The organism is Janthinobacterium sp. C22 (genome assembly GCF_057919405.1).
The window spans coordinates 4261882-4278353 of sequence record NZ_CP193659.1 but is presented as its reverse complement, the minus strand read 5'-3'; the positions used below and the strand labels follow the sequence as shown (position 1 = coordinate 4278353).

13 protein-coding genes and 1 pseudogene are annotated in these 16472 nt (G+C 61.8%); 8 read left to right on the top strand and 6 right to left on the bottom strand.

Going from position 1 to position 16472, the window contains the following annotated elements:
* Position 1: 1 nt before the first annotated feature.
* The 8 genes and pseudogenes from ACRHIG_RS20005 to ACRHIG_RS19970 form a co-directional block, all read left to right on the top strand.
* Positions 2 to 670 carry a response regulator transcription factor gene (locus ACRHIG_RS20005; RefSeq protein WP_489627630.1) on the top strand — a complete coding sequence of 223 codons (669 nt, stop codon included), beginning with the start codon at positions 2 to 4 and terminating at the stop codon, positions 668 to 670.
* The gene (locus ACRHIG_RS20000; protein WP_489627629.1) at positions 667 to 3039 is read left to right on the top strand and encodes an ATP-binding protein; all 2373 of its coding nucleotides are present in this window, start codon (positions 667 to 669) and stop codon (positions 3037 to 3039) included. Before ACRHIG_RS20005 ends, ACRHIG_RS20000 begins: the two co-directional genes overlap by 4 nt.
* Positions 3040 to 3059: 20 nt before the next feature.
* Positions 3060 to 4304 (top strand): MFS transporter, encoded by a 1245-nt coding sequence (locus ACRHIG_RS19995; protein ID WP_489627628.1) that lies wholly within the window; start codon positions 3060 to 3062, stop codon positions 4302 to 4304.
* Positions 4305 to 4571: 267 nt separating this feature from the next.
* Positions 4572 to 5153 carry a fimbrial protein gene (locus tag ACRHIG_RS19990; RefSeq protein ID WP_489627627.1) on the top strand — a complete coding sequence of 194 codons (582 nt, stop codon included), beginning with the start codon at positions 4572 to 4574 and terminating at the stop codon, positions 5151 to 5153.
* A gap of 73 nt (positions 5154 to 5226) precedes the next feature.
* Entirely contained in the window at positions 5227 to 5877 is a 651-nt protein-coding gene (locus ACRHIG_RS19985) for a fimbrial biogenesis chaperone (protein WP_489627626.1), read from the top strand.
* Positions 5878 to 5998: 121 nt separating this feature from the next.
* Complete coding sequence (locus ACRHIG_RS19980; RefSeq protein WP_489627625.1) at positions 5999 to 8956, top strand: fimbria/pilus outer membrane usher protein; 2958 nt, start codon at positions 5999 to 6001, stop codon at positions 8954 to 8956.
* Entirely contained in the window at positions 8953 to 9081 is a 129-nt protein-coding gene (locus tag ACRHIG_RS19975; RefSeq protein WP_489627624.1) for a hypothetical protein, read from the top strand. Before ACRHIG_RS19980 ends, ACRHIG_RS19975 begins: the two co-directional genes overlap by 4 nt.
* 213 nt (positions 9082 to 9294) lie before the next feature.
* Positions 9295 to 9855: pseudogene (locus ACRHIG_RS19970) on the top strand (IS1595 family transposase); the annotation flags it as partial.
* Positions 9856 to 10093: 238 nt separating this feature from the next.
* Here ACRHIG_RS19970 and ACRHIG_RS19965 read toward each other — a convergent pair.
* The 6 genes from ACRHIG_RS19965 to ACRHIG_RS19940 form a co-directional block, all read right to left on the bottom strand.
* Positions 10094 to 10381: a hypothetical protein gene (locus ACRHIG_RS19965; protein ID WP_489627623.1), complete on the bottom strand. Its 288-nt coding sequence runs from the start codon at positions 10379 to 10381 to the stop codon at positions 10094 to 10096.
* Positions 10374 to 11303: an EAL domain-containing protein gene (locus tag ACRHIG_RS19960; protein ID WP_489627622.1), complete on the bottom strand. Its 930-nt coding sequence runs from the start codon at positions 11301 to 11303 to the stop codon at positions 10374 to 10376. The genes ACRHIG_RS19965 and ACRHIG_RS19960 overlap by 8 nt, the downstream gene beginning before the upstream one ends.
* Positions 11304 to 11445: 142 nt before the next feature.
* A complete protein-coding gene (locus tag ACRHIG_RS19955) occupies positions 11446 to 13437 on the bottom strand; it encodes a S9 family peptidase (RefSeq protein ID WP_489627621.1) in 1992 nt (663 codons plus the stop codon).
* Positions 13438 to 13677: 240 nt separating this feature from the next.
* The gene (locus ACRHIG_RS19950; protein WP_489630839.1) at positions 13678 to 14808 is read right to left on the bottom strand and encodes a TonB-dependent receptor domain-containing protein; all 1131 of its coding nucleotides are present in this window, start codon (positions 14806 to 14808) and stop codon (positions 13678 to 13680) included.
* A 41-nt stretch (positions 14809 to 14849) separates the two neighbouring features.
* The gene (locus ACRHIG_RS19945) at positions 14850 to 16019 is read right to left on the bottom strand and encodes a TonB-dependent receptor plug domain-containing protein (RefSeq protein ID WP_489627620.1); all 1170 of its coding nucleotides are present in this window, start codon (positions 16017 to 16019) and stop codon (positions 14850 to 14852) included.
* On the bottom strand, positions 15962 to 16273 hold the full coding sequence (locus tag ACRHIG_RS19940) for a hypothetical protein (protein ID WP_489627619.1): 312 nt from the start codon (positions 16271 to 16273) through the stop codon (positions 15962 to 15964). The genes ACRHIG_RS19945 and ACRHIG_RS19940 overlap by 58 nt, the downstream gene beginning before the upstream one ends.
* Positions 16274 to 16472: the final 199 nt, after the last annotated feature.

Genomic DNA, 16472 nt, shown 5'->3' with positions numbered 1-16472 from the left:
TATGAAACACTTACGTATTGCCTTGCTCGATGATCACGCGGTAGTACGGCATGGTCTCGTCGCCCACCTTACGGCTGAACCCGATATTGACGTCGTGGGCGCTTACAGCACCAGCCGCGAACTGATGGCGGGCCTGCTCCAGGCCCCGGCCGACGTCCTGTTGCTCGACTACGCGCTGGGGCCGGACGAACTCGATGGCGTGTCGCTGATCCGCGCATTGCGCGCCAAATTCCCCGATTGCCCGATACTCGTGTTGTCCACGCATCATGAACCGGCCACGGTGGCGCTGGCCTTGCGCGTGGGCGCCCGCGGTTTCGTCGGCAAGGGCGAGGAGATGGCGGAGCTGGTGAAGGCGCTGTACAAGGTGGCGGCGGGCGCCGTGTACCTGAGTGCCGAGATGTCTTACCGGGTGGCGGAAGCCACCACCACTTTCGATGCGCGCGAGGGCGACGATGGCGCGGACGCGCTGCTGCTGGGCGCGGCGCTGTCGGTGCGCGAGCGCGAAGTGATCCGTTGTTATCTGGCGGGGATGACGGTGACGGAAATCGCGGAAAAATTCAAGCGCAGCATCAAGACCATCAGCTCGCAAAAGACCACTGCTTTCCGCAAGCTGGGCGTCACCTCGAACAATGAACTGTTCAAGATCCGGCATACCATAGGAGAAGCATGAGGCGCTGGCGTGCCGGCATCGCTGCATTCCTGCTGGCCATCTGCTGCATGGCGGCGCAGGGACAGGAGGGGAGCTATCCGCTCAGCGCCGCGGAGCAAGCCTGGGTGCGCGCGCATCCTGTGCTGAAGCTGGGCATGGCGCAGAACCGGCCGCCGTTCGAATCCATCCAGCGCGGCAGGGTCGGGGCAGGCATCTGTCCGGAATACATGAAGGCCATCGGGCGGCACAGTGACCTGGCCTTCGAGATCGTGACGCAGGCCGATACGCAGAGCGCGCTGGCGTCGCTGCGCGAGGGGCGCGCCGATATCGTCGCCATGGTGCGCAGCATCGGCACGCCGCCGCCCCTGCCCGGCATTCGCTACAGCCTGCCTTACTTCTCGACCCAGGCCATCGCCGCAACGCGGGCATTGGACGAACCCGCTGCCGATGGCATCGCATTCGATGGCAAGACAGTGGTGCTGCCGGCCGCGGAAGCGGAGTTGTTCGGCCCCTTCCTGCGTCAGCGCCACGACGGCATGCGCATCGTCATCAGCCCCACCATGCGGCAGGCGCTGGCGCTGCTGTCGAAGGGAGGCGCCGACGTCGCCATCGGCAGCAAGGCCCAGTTATTGCCGGGCCTGGTGCGCGAGGGAGGCGCCAACCTGCAGTTCACGGACCTTCCCGTGGAAATGACGTCCGACGTGCGCATGGCGCTGCGCGACAGCGACCCCCTGCTGGAATCGATCGTGAACAAGTCGCTGGCCGCGATGACGCCGGCCCAGATCCGGCTGGTGCGCCAGGACTGGCTGGATGCGCCGGCGGACAATCACTCGGGCGCGCTGTTCGCCTGGGATCACTTCGGCGAACACGTGGGCCTGGCTGTCGCCTTGCTGCTGATCCTGGCGGGTCTGGCGTATCAGGCCTACAGCGCGCACCGGCGGGCCTTGCGCAACGAACGCCGGGCGGCCATGTTCCTGGCCGTGATGAGCCATGAAATCCGCTCGCCCATGAATGCCGTGCTGGCGGCAGTGGAATTGCTGCGCTATACGCCCATCAATGCGGAACAGCGCCACTTTGTCGACCTGGCCAGCAACGGCGGGAATATCCTGCTGCGTTTGCTTGACGACGTGCTCGACGTCTCGCGGCTGGAGGCGGGGCAGCTTGCGCTCAGCCTCGATGCCGTCGATGTCGTGGCCCTGGCCAGCGACGTGGCGGCCCTGCAGCAGCTGCGGGCGCGCGAGAAGGGCATTACGCTCGATGTGACGGCGCACCAGGCCGTGCCGCGGCTGATGCTGGACGAGGCCAGGCTGCTGCAGGTGCTGCACAATCTGGTCTCGAACGCCATCAAATTTACGGCGACAGGCGGCGTCGAGATTCAGATCGCCATGCCGGCAGACGGGCAGGGGCAGAGGCGGCTGGAAATTGCCGTTGCCGACACGGGCATCGGCATAGCGGCCGCTGTGCAAGCGACCCTGTTCCGGCCGTACGTGCAAGTCGAGGGCACCTACAAGCGCTCGGGCGGTACCGGCCTGGGCCTGGTCATTTGCCGCGAACTGGTGAATCTGATGCAGGGCACGATCACCATCGATAGCGAGATGGGCAGGGGCACGCGCATGGTGATTTCCTTGCCTGCGGAGTTGGCGTCCGGGCTTGCTCCGGCAGTTGAGGCGGTCGCTGCCCGGCACGCCCCGGTGGGCGGCATGGCGGCGCAGCGCCTGTCCATTCTGGTGGTCGAGGATGTGCCGGCCAACCAGGCCGTGTTGCGGGCCCAGCTCGCCAGCCTCGGCTGCGATGCGGACATTGCCGAGAATGGCGCCCGGGCACTGGCGTGCTTCAGCCTGCGCGAATATGACCTGGTACTGATGGACTGCGACTTGCCTGACATCGACGGCTACCGCCTGGCGGCCGAATGGCGCAGGCGCGAGGCGGACCTGGAGCAGGCCCGCTGCCCCGTCATCGCGATTTCCGCCTCGACGGGCGAGGAGCATGCCGAACGCTGCTTCGAGGCAGGCATGGATGGCATATTGAGCAAGCCGATCCGATTGGCGAAACTGCAGGATATCGTCGAACTCTGGTGCGACGTGACGCTGGCGCTGCGTGCGCCGCCGCTGGAGACGGTCGCGGTATTTGGCATGCCGCAAGTGCGCGCAGCGTTCGCCAATGATATGGGCGAGCTGCTGCAGGCCATGGTCATGCAGGAACGGGATGCCGCCTTGCGCGCCGCGCACCGCCTGCATGGCGCGGCGCTGGCCATGCAATGGGCAGAGCTGGCGCAGCCGGCAGGGAAACTGGAGAGCCTGTTGCGCGACGCCGCAGCGCTGACCGATGCGCGTTGCGGCGGACTGCTGCAGGATGTCGTGGCGGCATGGCGGACCTGCGGCCAGCATTGATTTCAATCGAAAGGAGCATCATGTCGCGAGGTATCAACAAGAATAAAAAAGAGGCAATGGGAATGTTGGCGTTGATGTTGCCCACCACCTTGCTGTTTCTGGTGCTGTCCGGCATGGATCCGACGACGCTGCCGTTGGCATCCCAGCCCTTGCCATTCGGCCTGCCCGCAACGCTCGGCAATTTGCCGATCGCCGCCGCGATCCTTTACATCAGCATGGGTTTGACGGGGCTGGTGCTGGCACTTCTGCCGGCAACCCTGTCGCGCAAGAAAACCTTGCTGTCCGGATTCCTGCTGCTGGCGTTGGCTGCGTTAATGGGCCTGTTTTCCCGTTCGCCCTTTGAACAGTGCTGCTGGAGCTTGCTGGGCGGCATCGGATGTACCATGAATATATGTGCCTGGGTCAGTATCGGGGTCGCTCATTTTCCGCGCCATTGCGCGATGGTGGTGGGGTTCATGAACTGCCTTGCCGTGGCCAGTCATATAGTCGCTACCAAACTCGTCGCCATTCACCAGGCCTTCAATGAGCAGGGGAAACTGCCTCTGTTGCCGGCCCTGGCCGGCATGCTCATCCTGATCCTTCTGTATATCCTGACATGGCACCTCTTTCAGCAAGTCAGTACCGCCGGCGGACGCCGGTTCATCCGTCCTGAAGCCAGAAGTCCGGTGGGGTCGGTCTGGTCCCGCGGCCCGCTGCTGCTGTTTTTGGCCGCCATCTGCCTGCCATTGAGTACGAGCAACTTTGACTACCTTTACAGCGCCTACCTGCGCGAGATACTGGGATTGCCCATCAAGACGGCACAGATGGCGATGGGCATTGCCGTGATTTCAACCTTGCTGTCGCCGCTGGGCGGGTGGCTGGGGGACCGTTATGGCGCCATGAAAACGCTGTTGCTGACGCTGCCTGCCACGGCGGCTGTCGGCGGCCTGATATTTTTGGGATGGCGTACGCCCTTGGGTGTCCTCATGCTTCTGGTGTTTCTGATGGGCCTGGGCCTGACTGCGGTGTTCTATGTCAATATCCTGACGGCCCTGATCCAGTCGGTGGCGCCCATGCAGACCATGCGGGCGGTGGGCTTGTTCTATGCCGCGTTCAACCTGGGCATTCCTGTCACGGATGTTCTTTTCACCCATTTGAAAGGGATATTCGGCTGGACGGCGTTGGTTCTATTGCAGCTGGTCTGTCCTTTGATACTGGCCGCTATTCTGGTCTGGCTGGCGCAGAGATGCTTGACGCCCGACGATCTGGCGGTGCGCCCCGGCTGACCGGCCAGCAGCTTTCACCTCGCCTGCAAGCGCCGTCTTGCAGGCGCTCTCCACAGCTTTCATCCCCGCACCGCCTCTCCATTCGCTCCAGTCGCGCCGCAACGCCTGATCGCCGGCCAGCTTGGCATGGGCGCGTGTTGTTGCGCATCCGCACAAAAGCGCGCTGCATCCGGCGGCGCGGATTTTTAAGACCATTCTCATATCGACAAGTATCGCGGCTCTGTACAGTACGAATCTGCATCAACAGCCGCGTTCCTACATTAACTGGTGCGCATTTACCTTTATCTTTCAGGAGTAGTTTCAATGAAATCCCAAGCCCGTATCTTCGCCGTTCTGCTGGCCGCCGCTGCAACCCAATCCGCTTTCGCTTCCGACGGCACGATCAATTTCACCGGCGAACTGGTTGACTCGACTTGCGTCGTCACCGTCAATGGACAGTTTGCTTCTTCGGCTGCCACCGTCGTCACCTTGCCGAAGGTTTCGGCCGCCGTGCTGAAAACGGTGAAGCAAACTGCAGGCCAGACCGGTTTCAATATCCAGTTGAGTGCGTGTACCGGCAGCTCGACGACGGCCGCCGCGTATTTTGAAGCGGGCCCGGGCGTCAATCCGCTGACCAACAACCTGTTCAGCAAAGGCGGCGCCAAGAATGTTGAACTGCAATTGATCGATGCCACTAACAACAAGGAGATCAAGGCTGGCGATTACAGCCAGGAAAAAACCACCAGCCACATCCAGAAAAATGCCGTTGGCTCCACGGTTTTGCCGTATGTCGTGCAATACATTGCCACTGGTGAAGCCACCGCCGGCACCGTGATCGGCACCGTGACGTATTCGATCAATTATCAGTAATCACACCACCACGCAAGCGTGTCACCGTCCGAAGGGCGGGGCGAGCTTGCGGCATTCATTGGGGAATCTGCGCATGTCTCGTCATTATTCACTGCAACGTCCGTTCTTGTTGAGCCTGGCCTTGCTGTTTTGTTCTTCGTCCATGGCCAGCGTGGTGATTACCGGCACGCGCCAGGTATATCCGGCCAAGCAGAAAGAGATTACCGTCAAGCTCATTAACGACGGCGGCCAGCCGGCGCTGGTGCAGGCGTGGCTCGACAGCGGCGATGTCGCCTCGACACCGGCGACCGCCAAAGCACCCTTCGTGCTGACGCCGCCGCTGGCGCGCATCGATCCGGGCAAAGGCCAGAGCCTGCGCCTGATGTTTACCGGCGCTGCCTTGCCATCGAATAAGGAATCCGTGTTCTGGCTGAACGTGCTGGAAATTCCGCCCAAGGTAAAGGAGTCCGGTGAGAATACCCTGCAGATGGCGTTCCGTTCGCGCATCAAGGTGTTTTATCGCCACGAGGGACTGGCCGGCTCTCCTGACGAGGCTATCGAACAGGTGCAATGGCGGGTTGTTTCCGCCGCTAATGGGCAAGGTTACGCCCTGGAAGCTTACAACCCATCCGCTTTCCACGTTTCCCTGGTGGCCCTGACCCTGGTGGCGGGCGCCGAGCGCAACGACAGCGAAGACGGGATGGTCGCGCCGGGCGAAAAAAGCAGTTTTCCCTGCCAACCTTGAAGACCTTGCCGGCCGCCGGCGCGCAAGTGGAATTTAATGCGATCAATGATTACGGTACCCAGGTACCGACCCGGCGCGTCCTGTCGGCGCCGGCCGCACGGCTCGCGCCTTGAGGTACGGTATGAGCCATACCCGCTTTCAGATCCGCTATCGTCCGCAACGCAGCAATCGCCTGGCCGTCCATACCCTTGCGCACACGGTGGTCAAGGCACTGGCAGTGGGTTCTTGCGTGCTGGCCATGCCGCCCGCCCGCGCCGATGAAGTCGATTTCAATGGCGCGTTTTTGCCCGAAGGCTCACGCAGCCTGGATCTGGCCGTGTATCAAAAGGGCAATCCGGTGTTGCCTGGTACTTACCGTGCCGATATCGCCCTCAATGGCCAGTTGAAAAACCGCCAGGATATCCAGATTCACGCCAATGACGACGGCAGCAATCCCGTCGTGTGCGTGTCGCGCAAGCTGCTGGAATTGCTTGGCGTCGACATGGCGCGCCTGTCGCCGGAAGCGATAACTTTGCTGGACGCGGGCAACTGTGCCGAGCTGGGCAAGCTGATCGAGAATGCGACGGCCAGGTTCGTGCCCGAGAGTCAGCAGGTCGACATCAGCATTCCGCAGATTTCGCTGCGGCGCGATGCGCGCGGCTATGTCAGCCCGGAACTGTGGGACAGCGGCGTCACGTCTGGCATGCTGGGCTACAATTTCAACAGCAATCACAGCAGGAGCGGCGATGCCGCTTTCAATTCGGCCTACCTGGGCCTCGACGGTGGCTTCAATCTGGGCGCCTGGCGCCTGCGGCACAAAGGGGCGCTGAGCTGGCAGCAAGCGGGCGGCAGCCGCTATCAGGTGCTCGATACCTATGTGCGGCGCGATATTACCTCGCTGAAAAGCCAGCTGACCTTGGGCGATTCCAATACCAGCGGCGAAATTTTCGATACCCAGTCCTTCCGCGGCGTGCAATTGGCCAGCGATGACCGCATGTTGCCGAACTCGCTGCGCGGCTACGCGCCTGTCGTGCGCGGCATCGCCCGCACCAGTGCCCGCGTGACGATACGCCAGGCGGGCAATATTTTGCTGGAAACGACGGTGGCGCCGGGCGCCTTCGTCATCGATGACCTGTACGCTACCGGTTATGGCGGCGACCTGAACGTGACCGTGTCCGAAGCCGATGGCAGCGAGCAGCGCTTCGTGGTGCCATATGCGGCCGTGACGCAGTTGCTGCGCCCGGGGACGGTGCGTTTCGGCGCAACGGCTGGCGTGACGCGCAATCATTTTTTGAGCGAGCAGGCAGGTTTCCTGCAGGGTACTGTGCAGTACGGTTTGAACAACAGCATGACCGCTTACGGCGGCGCGCAAGCCGGCGCGGACTACCTGGCGCTGCTGGGCGGCATGGCGTTTGCCACGCCGATCGGCGCCATGTCGGTCGATGTGAGCCATGCGCAGACGGACCTGGCCGCCAGCAAGGCCAAGGGCCAGAGCATGCGCCTGTCGTACAACAAGAATATCCTGAGCACCGGCAGTAATTTTTCGATGGCCGCCTACCGTTTTTCCACCAGGGGCTACCTGGATTTCGCCAACGCCATGCAGGTGCTCGACGCCGAGAAAAAGGGCTATGCCTCCAGCATGCTGGACCGTCCTCGCAACCGGCTGTCGCTGACGGCCGACCAGAGTCTGGGCGAATGGGGCAACCTCAGCATCAGTGGTTATACGCAAAACTATTGGAACCGGACCGGGCAGGATTTGCAATACCAGCTCAGTTATAACAAGCGGGTGGGGCGCATCAGCTATGGCATCAGCGCCAACCGCGGCAGGATGTCGTACGGCGGCATGGAAAACCGCTTGCTGTTTTCCATGAGCATGCCGCTGGGCAGCAGCGCCAGCGTGGACGTGCCGCAAATGTCGGCCCAGCTGTCGCGCAATGCCGATGGCCGCTACAGCCAGCTGGCCACCGTCAGCGGCACGGCCGGCGAAGAACGCCAGTATGGCTATGGCGCCTCGGTCAGCCGCGATGGCGCCAGCGGCACCAGCAGCGGCACCGTGAACGGCCAGTATACGGGAGCGCGGGCGTTTGTCGGCGGTTCGCTGGGGCGCGGCCAGGACTATACCAGCGCCTCGTTCAACATGAGCGGCAGCGTGGTGGCCCATCCTGGCGGCGTGACCCTGTCGCCGCACCGCGGAGAAACCGTGGCCGTGGTGCATGCGCCTGGCGCCGCCGGCGCCAAGGTGGCCGGTTATCCCGGACTCAGGCTCGACGCCAGCGGCAATGCGGTGGTGCCGTATTTGCGTCCGTATGAATTGAACGAAGTGGCGATCGATCCCGCGGGTTCGTCGATGGACGTGGAGATGCGCGAAACGAGCCAGCAGGTGGCGCCGCGCGACGGCGCCGTGGTGTTCCTCAAGTATGGCACCAGTACCGGCCGCGCGATCCTGTTCCATGTGCGCCTGGCGGGTGGCGACGTGCTGCCGTTTGGCGCCACCGTCAAGGATGAGCAAGGCCAGTCAGTGGGTATGGTGGGCCAGGATGGCCAGCTGTACGCGCGCCTGCAGGAAAACAGCCGCCAATTGTCGATCTCCTGGGGCGGCAAGGCGCATGAACGCTGCAGCATGCCCATTGCCGCCTCGCTGCTGCAAGGCGAGGGCGGCAAGCTGCGGCAAGCCGATGCCGTCTGCGTGCCTGAACTTATCAATGCCAAGGCGGCACCGGCCGACGAACGCGGCGCCGAACTGCTTGGCGGCACCTACCCGGTCGATATTTTCCTCAATGGCGAGCGGATGGAGCGGCGCGAGGTCGCGTTCATGCCGGTGGCAGGAGAACAACGCCCGTCGCCCTGCATGAGTACGGTCGATTTGCAGCACTATGGCGTGCGCCTGTTCAAGGAGCAGTTGCTGCTGCCTTGCCAGCAGGTGCTGGCGTCGATACCCGGCGTCAGCTGGCGCCATGAGGTTGCCGTCCAGCGCCTCGACCTGCAGGTGCCGGCGGCAGCGCTGGCGGCGCGGGCGCCACGGCAGGGCCTGCAACTGGCCGCCGTGGCCATCCGGCAGGAAGACACCGCCGTGAACGTCGCGCAAAAGAGAAAACCATGAAACCCTACACAATAGCTGGCCTGATGGAAGGGTTGCTGCTGTGCGCGGCGCGGCAACTGGCGCAAGCTGAGCCGAACTGCAAGCCCATCAATGGAAACCTGGGGTTGACGGGGACGATGGCGTAGCAGATCAGCACCCTGGCGGTGCCGCGTGACTTGCCAAACGGTTCAATGCTGTACTTCCAGTACTTTGACCAGGCTGCCAAGGGCTTGCAGCTGCAATGCGATGTGGAAATCGCCTCCTATGCTGGTAAAGACGGGGTCTGTGGGGGCCGTGATCATGCGCGCGAGCGAATTGGGCAGCCTATCTTTTTGGCTCTGTCCCCGACAAATAGGGGAATTCAAGGAATCTTCCCCAGCCCCGGCTGTCTGACTGTACATATCGAAAGCGTGGCCCGGCAGCGGTTACACTGTCCCGCCTGCAACAGCAGCCATGCGCACCGGCACGGTCATGCGCACGGACTGCAGCGCTACCGTTGCGTGCCGTGCGGGTGCACCCCGCGCGACCGCACGGGACAAACCCTCGATTTCGTCGCGGGAAAAGGGGCGCTGACCAAGGCGCAGCTGCATGCTTGCCTGCCACCCGTGATCGACAAGGACGTCTTGCTGATGACCGACGGCCACGCTGCCTATCGCGCCTTCGCGCGTGAAGCGGGCATCAGTCACCAGGCCGTCAACTTGCGTGCCGGCATCTGCGTGCAGGGCGCCGCCCACGTGCAGAACGTCAACGCGTATCACAGCCGCTTGCGCGGCTGGCTGCGCATCTTCCATGGCGTGGCCAGCCGTTATCTGCCGAATTACCTGGGGTGGCGCTGGATACTGGACGCCGGGCGCATCCGCTCCCCAGAAACATTATTGAAGGCAACACTGGGCGAGTTCCCACATTTGACGGTGACATAGCCATCTTTTTTCGCGACTGTCGACGGAGTCAAGCTAGGCAGCGCGCTATCGGAAAACGACCGGGGGGCAAGTGGCAGTTGGCCGCGCCAATGCGGTGGCGACGTATGCACTGATTGATCAGTAGTGCTGCCGTCCGGTGGGCGGGGATTGCCAACACCGCCATGCAGGCAGGTTCAAACAAAAACGGCGCGCCAGTGAGAGCGCGCCGTTTTTGCGTGAAAGTGCGACCGGCCACGGCTCAGCGCCGGGTCCTCGCAAGTTCCCGCAGTTCGCCGATGGCCAGGCCGGATGCCTCGTGCATGCGTATCAGCATGTCGGTATCGACTGCAGTGCTTCCTTTTCTCAGCTTGCTGATCGAGAAGGGCGGAACGCCCAGCTCGCGCGCCAGGCAGGCGTCGTTGCGCAGTCCCATGTACGTGAGCAGCCGCTCGACCAGCGCCGCGCCATCATTCGTGTGGACGGCTGCCTCGCCGCCCCTGGTCTCGGCGGCCAAGGCATGCGGTAATAATCCGGTCATATCAGTCATGTCGCGTTGCCTTCATCGCCATTGCAGGCAGTCTTGCAAGCTGATGTTGAATAAAATCCTCGCGCTCCATCGGGCGCGCCAGCGCATAGCCCTGGCCGATGCGGCAGCCGATGCCCAGCAATGCCGTCAGCACGGATTCGTTTTCGATGCCTTCGGCCACCAGTTTCAGATTGAGCTTCTGTGCCAGGGAAACGAGGGTGGCGACGATGGCATGCGAATGGCTATTGGTTTCCATGTCGCGAATAAAGGCGCCGTCGATCTTGACTTCGTCGAAAGGCATCTTGAACAGGACGTTGAAAGTGGCGGAGCCGGCGCCGAAATCGTCGAGCGACAGGGGAAATCCCTTCGCCCGCAGCGTGTTGAGGCAGCCCGACAGGCATAGTTCATCGAGTACCGGCAGGTCTTCGGTGACTTCGACTTTCAGCAGCCGCGGCGGCAGGCAGGCATCCCACATTCTTGTGGCAAGCATATCTGCCATGCCGGGCGCGCACACGGTATCGATCGAGGCGTTGACGGCAACTGGCACGTCGGCACCTTGACGGCGCAGGTGCCGCAGCACATCGATGACCTCCTTGACGACCCGGTCGAATAGCTGCATATGCAGGCCGAGCCGGTTGACCATGGGAATCAGCACCGCCGGCGGTACATCGCCGTACCGTGGGTGCTGCCAGCGCAGCAGTGCTTCCGCGCTGACGATGCGCCGGCTGTGCAGGTCATACTGGGGCTGGTAGAGCACGCGCAGGCCCTCGCCGGAGCATATCGCATGGACAACGTCGGCGTCGCCGGGCCGTGCCGGGGGACATTGCTTGAGCGCTTGCGGATGCTGTTGGCATTTCTGCTGCACGGCGCCGGGCATGCTGAGGCACAAGGGCAGGCGCTGACGCACCGTGATGGAAGGAATGGCATACACGGTGGCGCTCATGGCGGTTTTTCCGGCGGATTAAGATGGAGGAAGTATAGGGATGGCGATTTCAGCGGGGAATCGGACTGTTCTGAAAAGCGGCGCCGCGCCAGCGCCGCCCCGCCGAGGCTGGCCGTCATGACTGACCGGCCAGTTTGCCCGGCTAGCGTGCCGTTCCCGGGCCAATATAACGGTCGATGAAGCGGAATACGGTCTCGCCCCAGAGAATCCGGTTGCTTTCCTTGACCCAGCCATGGCCCTCGCCCGTCATCACCATCCACTCGACGGTATTACCCTGCTTGCGCAACTGGTCGCGCATTTTCTCGCCGTGAATCAGCGGCACGCGCACGTCTTCGCTGCCGTAGGCCATCAGCACGGGGGCCTTGATGCGGGCGGCATTGCCGATGGCGGAGGCCTTCTGGAAATACGCGTCGTCGGTCTTCGGATCGCCGTGCATCTTGGCGCCAAGATCGTCCATGTAGGGGGTGGACATATCGGACCAGTTGACGGTAAACAGCATCTTGACGTCGGTGACGCCGACCCAGTTGATGCCGCATTGGTACAGGTCGGGGTTTTTCACCAGGCCGTACATGGTGGCGTAACCGCCATAGCTGGCGCCGATGATGCACACGCGCTTGCGGTCGACGATGCCTTGCCTGACCAGCTCCTCGATGCCATCCGTGATATCGTCCTGCATGGCCAGCCCCCATTGCTTCCAGCCCGCCGTGTGGTGTTTCCAGCCAAAACCGGTCGACATGCGAAATTGCGGCTGCAGCACGGCATAGCCGCGCGAGGCCAGCATTTGGGTCAAGGGATCGTAGTGAAAATGGTCGCGCGCATGCGGTCCGCCATGGATGTAGGCGACCAGCGGCAACGCCTTGGCAGGACGTCCCTGCGGTAGGGTGAGGTAGGCGGGAATGTTTAGTCCGTCGCGTGCCTGGTAGGAGATGACCTTTTGCTCGGAGAGTTTCTTGCCGTCCAATATGGGCTGCATGCTGTACAGCGATTCCAGCGTCTTCTTGCGGGTGTCGAACAGATACACCTTGCCGGTATTATTGACACCCGTGGCGGTGACGACCGCGTGGTCGCCACGCCATTGGAACTTGACCTCTTCGTTGGGCAAGCTGGCGTTCAGCGACGCCTGCAGGCGTGCATATTCCGGATCGAAGTAGTGCTTCGTCGGCTTCATGCCATCCACCTGCACGCCGATGATTTTCTTGCGCGCAAAGTCGAACAGCAAGCCGCCATTGACATCGACTAGTGCATCCTCGGCAATCAAATCCCCGGCCTTATTACCGGAGAAATCCCAGATATGGATGCCGGCCTTGTCGCGGCCGTTGAAGCGGCCAGCGACAAACAAGGTCTTGTTGTCGAAGTCGAAGCCCAGCGGATTCATGGTTTTGCCTTCAGCGGCATAGGCTTGGTAGATGGGTTTCCACGGCGCCTTGTCGTCTTCGCGGTAATACACGGTCTGCTTGATGCGCTTGCTGCCATCTTCCACGCTCATGGCCGAGGCTACCCGGATCACGTTGTCATGATCGAGCAGCCAGTCGCTGACGGCGCCGGGATTATCAAATGTCAACAAGGTCTTGCGGCCAGTGGTCGTGTCCATGCGAAAAACGTCGCTGGCGCCCAGGTCGGCCCCGCGGCCGCGCTCGTTATTGGAGACAATCAGATCGTTGCTGCCGTCGCCAACCCGCTTCAATACCTGTACCGGTTTGTAGGGCTTGCCGCTGCTCATGGCGTCCTTGACGCTGGCTACCAGAATGCGGAAAGCGCTGCCGTCGCGGTTGACGGCGAACAAGCCGCCGCCCGTCTGTTTTTCCATCACTTCGCTGCTGCCCTTGCTGATACTGAACACCAGGCGCTGGTTGTTCACCCACAGCGGACTGGTGACATCCCAGTCCGGATCGGAGGCCACGACAGTGGAAGCGCGCGTCTCGAGGTTGATAATGGCCAGCACGAAGCGTCCGTTGCGGGGCGTGAGCACGGCAAGATTCAGCCCGTCGGGCGATAGAAGGGGGCTGCCGCTAAATTCGCTTTTCTTGAAAAAATCCGCAATGGGAATCGTCTCGTCGGCGTGCGCGAAGTTCGTATGCATGCCGCCACAGGCAAGCAGCAAGGTGAGTAGCGTGAGAGTGGGAGTGTATTTCACTTATTTTTCCAGTCAGAATGTGCAGTGACATCGGGTATGGCGGCCTGGCCAGCCAGGCCGCCTGCAGCAGACAAGGCGCGCCAGAACTGGCGCGCCTTGATCCCTTGCGTTACTTGAAGGTGTAATCGGCCGTCAATTGGACGTAGCGTCCCATTGCGCTATGCAAGCCGGAAATGAAGTTAGAGCCACCATTTGGATAGAATGGCGATTTCCGGTCAAAGGCGTTGCGCACCGCAAGACTCAGCTTGGTTTTCTTGAAACCGGAGTAGCTGCCGCCCAGATTGAAGACGGTGAACGAGGCAATGCCTTTGCATAAGGCGGGATAACCTTCTGTTGCCAGTTTGCATGGTTGGCTTCGGTCTGTAAAAGACGACATCTTGCCGGTAAAATCCACATCTGCCGATAGCTGGTAGGCGGCTTTTTCCAGGCTACGCCCAGATTGCCCTGCACGGTGGGAAGCCCTGCGAGACCAGCCTGCTGACTAGGCTTGTCGTTCACCGATGCGGCATATTGGTATGAATGGGTATGGCTCAGGTTCAGCTGCGGATGCAGGGTGCCGTATTCGCCGAGGTTGAGCCTGCCCACCATCTTCAAGTCCAGGCCGCGGACCTGTGTCACTGCCAAATTGGTCAGCAGCATGGTAACGGCGGTGATTTCGCCCGCAGTCGCGCCTGCCAATTGATCGGCTGACGAGAGCGGCGCGCGCACGACGGCCACGGCAGGATTGTTGGCGTAGCCCGCTGGGTTATCCAGCACTTTCGACAGGCTCAAGGTGGAAATTTCGCTATCGCGTTTAATCTGCCACACATCGAGCGTGCTCAGGAATGCGCTGCTGGGTTCCCAGGCCATGCCGAGGGTGACGCTTTTCGCCGTTTCCGGCTTGAGATCCTTGTTGGCCCCGCTGCGATACGCAAAGTTGCTGTTGCAGCCCAGCTTGAAATTGGTATTGCAGCGGGCTGGATCCTTGTACGTGAGATAGGCATTGCGTATGTCGGTCGAATTTTCTACCAGCGTGGGCGCGCGGAAGCCTTCCGCATACGTACCGCGCAGCATGAATGCGGGCGTGACCGACCATTTCAAGCCCAGCTTTGGCGTCGTCGAGCTGCCATAGTCGGAATAGCGGTCGTGTCTTGCCGCCAGGCTCGCTTCCAGATTCTTCACCAGAGGAATGGTGGCTTCGGCAAACACGGAGGCGATATGGCGGCTGTTCGAGAGGCCAGGAGGCGACTGCGCTTGATGCAAGAGTTCGCCGGCAATGGAGCGGGGATCGGGCGAGGTGGTCAGCGATTCGCGCCGGAATTCCGTTCCCAGCGCCACACCCACGGCGCCCGCGGGCAGCGTGAACAATTCACCGGAAATCTTGGCGTCGATTTGTGCCAGGGACGACTTGAATGTACTGTCGGTGCTGCTTATTATTGTGCGGTACAGCGCCTCGTTGGCACTGCCGCCGCCAAAGATAAAGCGGCCTTCGTGATAGGCCTTGGCCAGGGGGCGGTCAGAATGGCGCTGCTATTGTGTGATTGGACTTTGCTGCCGGTGAAAAGGACGGCTGTCTCCCAATCCCAGTTCTTGTAGTCGCCTTTGACGCCTGCCAGGTAGCGGCTGAAATCGGTCGTATTCTTCATGCCCTGGGAAGGGAAATCGCGCAGCGAGGCACGCACGCGCACCGTGCCATTGCCGCCGGCCAGGGTCTTGCCGTCAGGGCCGATCAGTTCTTTCGGGTATTGTGGGTGGGTAATGGGCAGGCTAAGGGTCGGCTGGCCATTTTGCCCGGCGAACCAGTGCGGGATGCCAGTGACCGTCGCGGTGTTCCGGTTCAACATGAATTCGCCGAATACGGTGGTGCTGGCGTTTGCCTGCCAGGTAACCCTGCTGGTCAGGCCGATGCGGTCCGTCTTGCCGCCCGCGTTGACGGTGCTATCCTTTGCATTGTCGAAGACGCAGGCTTGCCCCAACGCATTCTTTTCCAGAATCCCCGACGCCGGCACCAGGCGGTCCGCCGGACATTGATTGTCCAGGGTGCGCATCACATAGCGGTCGGTGGCCTTGTCGGTCCAGAAAAGGTTGCCGGGGTAGGTGTACAGCGTGCGGTTGTCCTTGTAGCCCCAGGCGCGCAAATCATCCGTGCCCAGATAGGCATCGCGCTTGTGCAGATACATTTCCTTGCGCGAACGCACGTCAAGCGTGGCATAGGCGTTGAAGTGGTCCTTGACCAGGCTGCCTTTGCCGACGCTGATGGTGGCGCGCTGTTGTTCGCCATCGCCGCGGCTGGACTGACCCAGCGAACCGCTCAGTTCCAGGCCTTCGTAACTGCTGCGCAGGATGATGTTGATCACACCGGCCATCGCTTCGGAACCATAGATCGCCGAGGCGCCATCCTTCAGGATTTCAATGCGCTCGACGGCACCGACCGGGATGGAATTGAGGTCGACGAAGGTGGTCTGGAATTCCGGTTGCGCATACGCCGCCAGCCGACGTCCGTTGATCAGCATCAAGGTCGCCTGGCTGCCGATGCCGCGCAGGTTCATGCCGGCGGCGCCGGCCGTGAAACCGTTGGTCTTGTTTTCATTGACGCCCCCCATATTTGCTGAAATCGTGCGCAGCACCTCGTTGAGGAAGTGGCGCCGCCGCGCGTCAGTTCCTCGCGCGTGATGATCTGCACGGGAGAGGCCGATTCGAGTTCGATGCGCCGCACGTTCGAGCCTGTGACGTAGACTTTTTGCGTGGGGGCTTTGTCCGCCGCGTCCGTCGCGTCCGCCTGGATGGCGGGAGCGTCCGCACCTGCTTGCTGCGCCTGTACCTGCCCCGCGATGCTGAAACCGGCGGCTGTCGCCATTGCCAGTCGAACCAGTACGACGAGTTTTTTTCGTTGAGTAACATTGCACCCTCTTTGGTTATAGGTAGTCGTTGTTGTGGTAGCCAATAACGTGACTCGCCGCCTGGCCATTCCGGTGCCTGGTATGGCACCAGGATGGCTTGATACGTTGGCGGCGAGTACCCATGGAAATATTGTATTTTTCCCAATGGGCGACTTC